This is a genomic window from Secundilactobacillus pentosiphilus (genome assembly GCF_002217985.1).
Lineage (GTDB): Bacteria > Bacillota > Bacilli > Lactobacillales > Lactobacillaceae > Secundilactobacillus > Secundilactobacillus pentosiphilus.
In genome coordinates, this window is record NZ_BCMI01000003.1 from 67148 (window position 1) to 74331 (window position 7184).

At 39.4% G+C, this 7184-nt stretch carries 5 protein-coding genes and 1 pseudogene; 5 read left to right on the plus strand and 1 reads right to left on the minus strand.

Going from position 1 to position 7184, the window contains the following annotated elements; genetic code table 11:
* Window positions 1–79: 79 nt before the first annotated feature.
* The 4 genes from CES81_RS02285 (at window position 80) to CES81_RS02300 (ending at window position 3600) form a co-directional block, all read left to right on the plus strand.
* Window positions 80–556, plus strand: coding sequence for a hypothetical protein (locus CES81_RS02285; RefSeq protein WP_089120510.1), 477 nt, complete (start codon window positions 80–82; stop codon window positions 554–556).
* Between the two features lie 454 nt (window positions 557–1010).
* Window positions 1011–1967: a hypothetical protein gene (locus CES81_RS02290; RefSeq protein ID WP_089120511.1), complete on the plus strand. Its 957-nt coding sequence runs from the start codon at window positions 1011–1013 to the stop codon at window positions 1965–1967.
* 14 nt (window positions 1968–1981) lie between these two features.
* Window positions 1982–2626 carry a hypothetical protein gene (locus tag CES81_RS02295; protein ID WP_089120512.1) on the plus strand — a complete coding sequence of 215 codons (645 nt, stop codon included), beginning with the start codon at window positions 1982–1984 and terminating at the stop codon, window positions 2624–2626.
* Complete coding sequence (locus tag CES81_RS02300) at window positions 2623–3600, plus strand: nucleoid-associated protein (protein ID WP_089120513.1); 978 nt, start codon at window positions 2623–2625, stop codon at window positions 3598–3600. The genes CES81_RS02295 and CES81_RS02300 overlap by 4 nt, the downstream gene beginning before the upstream one ends.
* Before the next feature lie 677 nt (window positions 3601–4277).
* Here CES81_RS02300 and CES81_RS02305 read toward each other — a convergent pair.
* A complete protein-coding gene (locus tag CES81_RS02305; RefSeq protein ID WP_089120514.1) occupies window positions 4278–5762 on the minus strand; it encodes a glycosyltransferase in 1485 nt (494 codons plus the stop codon).
* A gap of 272 nt (window positions 5763–6034) precedes the next feature.
* On the opposite strand from CES81_RS02305, the pseudogene CES81_RS02310 reads away from it, so the two are divergent.
* A pseudogene (locus CES81_RS02310) lies at window positions 6035–7184 on the plus strand (hypothetical protein); the annotation flags it as partial.

A 7184-nucleotide genomic window follows, 5' to 3' on the forward strand; every position in this document is an offset into this window, starting at 1 on the left:
TGTGGCTGTTTGTGATGATTTTGTTCTTGTTGCGGCAGCGTCAAGGTGACTGATGAATAATTGACAGGGAGAATTTAAATTGAAGAAGATTTGCAGAACGTTATTACTTTTGATAATGGCATTGGGTATTTTTAGTGCGGCCAATACGCAGAGTGCTAGTGCCAGTTCGTATCATAAAGGGACGCCGACTGCCTTACGGGGATATTGGCGGACGAAGATCCATAAGAATTATTATAATCATGGTGGTCATCGTGATCATTGGTGGGGCTATTTTCACGCTGCAATTAAAAGCAGCAACATTCGAATCGATGCCGTGCAAGGCGGCGCATATGGTGCCAACAAGATGAGTTATCGGTATGCGGGTAACCATACTTACTATCTTAAGGGGAAAGAGGAAATGGGTCCTGGAACCGTGTATACCCTTAAATGGAAAATTAAAAAGCTTAGTTCTAACAAAATTAAGCTAGTTCTTTTGGGTAATAAGGACATCAAAACGATGACTTATTACAAGTTTAGTGGCCGAATTTCCAAGCATACGTATTATCCGTATCTTTAAAATTGAGGATGTGTTTAGTGAAGCAATTTGTTGACAAGGCGAATTGCTTTTTATGTTTATACCTAACAGTTATCTTCTTCATTTATGATTTCTTTGACTATCCTTTAAATTTTGTTAATATTTGAGGATTAAAGCTAATTAATAAAATTATTTTGGCTTCAGAATCATCTACATGAACTAAAAAGTGGTGCTTACACACATACTAAATATATGCACTGTCCATAATAAGTACTATCGATTGAATCATAAAACTATGTGGTTAATTTATTTGAAACTAGGAATCGAGAAGAATCAAATTTAATCTGGCTCGTGAATAGGTTAGAAAAGGCGGCGTGCATATTACTAAATATAAAAGCTTTAAATCAAAATAATCTTTATAATTAAAGCATCGGTTTTATTGCGGTATTTTTCGGTGTAAAATATAAATATATATATTGAAATGAGATGATAAGAAATGACGGATTATCACATGGATATTGCAAATTTTAATTTGACTTTTGGAAAAGAAGAGGAACCTCTATTAGAGCATTTTGATGATTTCGTTTTTCCTGCGTTTACTGCCGACTTTCGTAGAGAACGGGGAGATTCAAAATACTTTTTTCAAAGTGTTGAGATTGTTAATACCGATTTGGGATTGGCAATATCAGGAACTTTAGTGAAAGATACAAAATTAGAAGTTCTTTCTGTATACGATCCGGAGACACAGTATCTTAACGAAGAAAATAAGTCTTACCCCACCTCGCCTTATTCGCTTTTCTATATTTTTTTAAAAAACCATCGAATGGCTTTTATACCCAATCAGAAAGGCAGTCCGCGTTTGGGAGAGTTTGCTTCGACGGTAAGATATGCTTTAACTCGATATCGGAGACAATATAACAAGGAGAAAACAAAAGAAAAGAAACTTCCAGTTGCACAATTAAGTGTTGTTGGAATTGCAAGTAAGGCTTCGATTGAAGCAGAACTGAGAAAGGTAGAAAAGATTTCATCGTTAAAGATAATATTTTACCCGTTAAATGGTGAAGATTTTAACGAATTGTCTGGCCTAGGAGCTAATTTGGTGAAACAAATGGAATCGGTTAGGAAAACAGTTGGAAGCAACACGGGGAATACTGTTTTAAATTCACCAGAGGATAAAGAAAGTGTTGCTAAATTGGTTGAAGGACTTAGCGGTAAGGCTGATCCTACGATGCAAGTTAAATATTTAAATGGTAGTAGAGGAAAGATAAAAAACGAAGAAATTGCACAACGTGTTGATTTTGGTTTAGAAGGCAATCAAGGTATTAGGGAAAAAGACAAAATATTAGCGCAGACAAAAAGTATACCGGCTCTAAATAAAGAAAGTGAGACAAATACTAATCTTTATAAAAGGTTTTCGAATATTATTAAGAAATATTTGAATAAGAAGAATTAAAAAAGGAGAAGGGTATGAAAAAAGAAGAAATGGACAGTATAATTTCGCAGGCCAAAGAAATTGGAGAATATTCTTCTACTAAGCTTTTTATTGCTGCCATAAAGTCCTTATGCCCTAATCGAAAATCTATATTTCGAATTTTAATTTTCACATTTATTGCACTCGCAATAGCAGTTTCGTTAGCTTTATTAAATGAAACAAATTCAAAGATCATAAAAGTAATTGAATTAATAAATAGTGTTGATTTGGTGATTCTTGGATTGGTTTTTACTGGTTATACATTATTTCAAGCTATATTAAAAAAGGAATTATTAAGGACTCTACTGGCGAGTGATGAAGATTCAAATCAGACAAGCACATTTGTAAGAGTGGACAGAAGTTTCTACTACTTAATGTCACTTTATTTTTTAAATATTTGTTTAAACATTCTTGGATTAATATTTCTTATTATAGTTGGAGGCAAGTGGGTACTCATTCCTCACAATATATTATTGAGCAACGCATTTTTTGTTATCATAAGTGTTCCTTACTTGACCTATTCTTTATTAGTTATTTGGGAAATTAAATTTTTTATATATAATTTATCTGAATTGTTTAATTTAAACATCAAACAACTAATGCTAAATATTATAAAAGAGAGCGAGAATGAAGATAAATGAAAATATTAGATTTGGTTGTACACGTTCTTGATAAGGAATCTGGAAACGTAGTTTTATCTCATAAGGGAATTGCCCATGATAATGTTTTATCTAACCAGTATTTTGAAAAAATGTTCTCAAAATTTCTTAAAACAAATTACGATGAAGTTCCTTTGCGAGAAAGTTTAGTCCTAACTAATTATTTGAGGCAAAAGGAGAGTTTCTTAAACATGACGACTGAGATTGCCATGCTTTATTTTGATTTAGTAAAGAAAATAAATAAAATTCCTAGTGGAGATCTTTTATTTTTTCGAGTGTTAGATGAAAAGTTAGGCGAAAGTTTCGGAATGTTCAAGCTTGATTATAATACCGGGTACACTCATGAAATTTCTTACAATAATGATGTATTAGTTAATAATATCATTAGAAATAATTCAATTCTTCCAAGCCCCTCACAGAACGTGAAAGAGGGTTTTATTGTAAGCGGTGATGTAGTAAAAATTAAAGAAAAAAACTATCAGTATGAGGGTGGAAAATGGTCATTATCGTCAAATCTTTTAAAAATAAGTAATTCAACTAAGTCATTGGAAAAAATTAGGATGGTTGAGAAAGCAATAAATGAGACTGCTACAAACTATGCAGAGAGAGATATTTTGACTAAACCCATTGCTGAGAAGGCGGTGTACGAAAGTATTAAAATGGATAGTACCATTGATCCAGAATATGTTGCTGATTCTGTATTTGATGGTAATGAACAGGCAAAAGAAAAATTTTCCAAGACTCTTGAGGAAAAAGGTATTTCCGGGGGGGTTAAAGTTCCCAATCCCCAATTTTTTGAAAAGAAATATGGTAAGCAAAAAATTAAGTTAGGAAATGGTATAGAAATAGTTGTTCCGGTTGATTTATTAAAAAATAAGGATTTTATAGAATTTAGAACTAATCATGATGGGACAATGTCAGTCTTAGTTAAAAATATTGATGGGCTAAATCTTTGATTTTATAATGAAGTTTTTAATTTCTGGATTGTTGAATTAATCCTGTAACTTTAAATTCTGAAAATCAGTGTAAAACTGATTATCGGGTATGCAGGCAACTAATTCAGATGTGTTGTAAAAATAACGGTTTTTGTGATCTGGGACTGAATAGGAAAAATTGTATGCGCTCTCAACGCGTTAAAAAATTTTTATAATTATTTTAAAATGTGTTCCTTGTTTAGTTTAAGTAAGAGTGACATCGCGACCCATTAAATCAGTATTAAAGATTATTTTAGATCTCTTGGAGTGTCCAAATGATTATTTCATGTTTTTCCTATTACTACCATTTGTTCTATCGTGTATGACGAGATCTTCATTAATTGGCGATTGCAGATGTTGGTGTACATGCTGAAATTTTAGCGTAATCAAGGGATGCTAACTTAGAATAATTAGATAAGCGTTGCTGAATGGTAAGTTAATAGTGGAAGTATGGAGTTGTGTTAGTGATTGATACAAATTTACGGGTGTGAAAAAACAAGGAGAAGAAAATGTGGAGCCAAGCCACCGGCATTATAGCGCTAATTCTTATTCGACAAATTAACAGATTTGGGTGTTAAAAAAAACTAGATTTTTACATAATGTGAATTATCTGAGCTTTTTAGCAATGTGACGTGAAGTATAAAGGGCGGGGATGGCCTCTATACTTCACGTCGTGCTGTATTCAATGCTTTCTCCCATCGCTTCTTTATCGCACTCTCCCCAAACTCCCGAACCGAATTCTGCGCAAACAGCCCAAACCTTTGCAACTGCTGCCGATCTTTAAAAATATCGACCAACGTCCTAAACAGGGTGTATTCATCATTCGCCGGCACCAGTTGTCCGTTTTCACCGGGCTTTACCAGCTCATTCGGGCCGTAGTTAATGTCGTAGCTGACCACTGGGCAAGCATACGACAGCGCCTCAAGGATGGCCATAGAAAAGCCTTCACTGCGGCTGGTCAGCAGCAGGAGGTCTGCCTTTTGGTAAACCGGACTGAGGTCTTTCATATACCCCATAAAGTGGATGTAGCCAGCTGCGTTATTTTGGTTGATGATTTTGCGCAGCTTTTTTGACTCGGCGTAACCGTTCAGCAGATCCTCGTAGCCGTAGATTTTGAAGTCCACTTCGGGAAAGTGTCCGTGCAGCTTGATCACGGCGTTGATAGCGTGGCTTAGCTGTTTGATTTCGGTGACCCGCGCTACAGCAATGATTTGAAATGGTATCCGAATCTCAAAGGGAAAGTTAGTGTCCAGCCGTTTATCCGGAACGGCGCTGACCGGAATCACTTCGGTGGGGACCTCGGGAAAGCGGGCGTGGATGTCGTCAGCTTCGGCCTGGGTGGAAGTGATGACGGTATCAAGTTTGCCGTGTTCGATGGTGTTCTTGATGCTGGTGAAGACTTCGCCGTCGCGTTTAGCGTTAGTGGTGAAGGCAGCGTGGATCATCAGCATTCTGCGGGGATTCTTGTGCATCAGGCCCATAGTCATGCCCCAATAGTCTTCCCGGTCGCAGATTAGGGTATCGTCATTTTGCGTCAGGTCGTCCAGAAAATGTGCCCGAAAGGCGTCCAGTGATTGGAACTGGTAGATTTGGTTGCTGGTCACTAAATGCAGCATGGTGAGGATCGCCTGGTTGCTAGGGCCACCGTGGTAGTAGCAGGTGATCACCGGCTTACCCTGATAGTTGTAGTACTGTTTGAGCTGTAATTTAGCGTGGTCATCGTAGAATTCGGAATAGCTGTGAACACCGCTTTCGTAAAAATCGCGTCGATTCGTGAAGCCGAACAGGTCCAGATAGTCCACGTAGGAAAGTTGGCCGTGTTCTTCGTGAATTTTGACCACGGGTTTGCCATCATCTAAGATCGCGTTGTTTTTAAATGGCAGGTCTGGCAGCGTGCTGCGGATCGAAGTCGTGGTCGTCTCGGGACCATCGTAGCGCTCCAACTGCTGGTAGTAGCGATACATATTGACAACCCGCTGGCGGATGCCTAACTGATCAAGGACGTAGCCCGAATCCCAGATGGGGGACTCCGTGACGATGGTGGCCGGTTCGCCGATCTGGTCAAATAACCTGAGCCGGCGGATATCCGCGATTTCAATGGCTGATGGTGTTTCGTTAAAGTACGAAGTCAAAAAATAGTTCATCAATATTACCTCACAAGTCCCGTATAGTGCTGTTGTATTAATCTTATAATCAGATGTAATGCTGGTCAAATTAATGGCCAGCTAAAGCCGGTTTTTCCGCTACGTTTAGCCTACTACAGGATTAAATTACTTTGCTAGTAAAACACTTTAAATTACGTACTTTTTGTTAGCAAATGCACAAAACATGTAGTATACTTTCGTATGAACTTAGGAGTAGGTTCGCAATTGAATTGAGAGCATCATTTTGCATTTTCGTACAAGGGGGATTAACTATGGCAACACATCAACAAAAAGCTTGGAAGTCGTTGCTCATCAGTGCGACGATCTTATCCGGCATGCTGGTTGGAAACGTTTCTGCTAAGGCAGCAGATACAACGGACAGCACGGACGCCACGAACCAAGCGAGTAAACAGAATCTAACTACTCAGAATGCAGCATCAAATAACACCGTGGTGATCAAGGATGCCTCACAGCAGACGTCACAGACGCAGTCGCCGGCAGCACCCGACAGCGGTAATTCAACGGCAACTGACACATCACAAACGGTAAATACGCCGAATGCTGACAGTAATCCGGAAACTACGCAGCCGACACCAGCTAACGGGACGGCGGATCAGTCAACCACCGCGCCGGTGAAGGCAGCTGCTGAGACACCATCGGCGCCGGAAACGGGAACGGCGGTGGCAAGCAACACTGCTTTAAAGGATAGTTCAACGCCAACGAGTGATGCCTGGAATGGTAAGAACGGTCATGATAGTGAGCATGATCAGGCAATCAAAGCTGAAACTGCTTGGGGCAATATGCCACCGGCTGAAGGCTCGATTTCAATGTCTGATCTGGATGGGATGCACCAATTAAATGACATGACGGGCGCAGCTGGTGCCCAATTAGTGGATACCTACATTAACAGCCAGCTACAGCCGGGACAAACTGAAGCGGACTATATTAAGAGCGTGGCTTTGGACGCTAACATTTCCGATGATTATTACAACTGGATCATTACCAGGTTTGAGGATGATCCTCACGCAGTAGCTGCTGTGGCCGCCTTAAAGCAGTTGCATGATCTGGAACTGCAACCTATAAAAGACGAAAACACGGGATTTATTTGGACACCATACTTTATTCCCGGAAAAATTGCTGAGCAATGGATGAAAGGCGCAAACCCAACCCAAGATCCAGATATCATGCAGTCGATGGGGCCTTGGTTCATCAGTTCAAGCCCCGCTTCTTATATGTTGCTAAATGACATTTTGGCATCCCTTCCTGGCGACACCACCATCGGGCAAATTACGGGGAACCCTGGTCACGCGTCGGTATTACCAGAAAATAGTGAAATTGATGCGCCGCTGTTGCTGCACGAATTGCCGTTGCGTGTGTACATTCCGACGCAGCCGACACAGCCGACACAACCGACACAACCGA

Excerpts from the sequence above, each read along its gene's own strand:
- CES81_RS02290 (WP_089120511.1), top strand. The coding sequence starts at position 1,011 with ATGACGGATTATCACATGGATATTGCAAATTTTAATTTGACTTTTGGA.
- CES81_RS02295 (WP_089120512.1), top strand. The coding sequence starts at position 1,982 with ATGAAAAAAGAAGAAATGGACAGTATAATTTCGCAGGCCAAAGAAATT.
- CES81_RS02300 (WP_089120513.1), top strand. The coding sequence starts at position 2,623 with ATGAAAATATTAGATTTGGTTGTACACGTTCTTGATAAGGAATCTGGA.
- CES81_RS02305 (WP_089120514.1), bottom strand. The coding sequence starts at position 5,762 with ATGAACTATTTTTTGACTTCGTACTTTAACGAAACACCATCAGCCATT.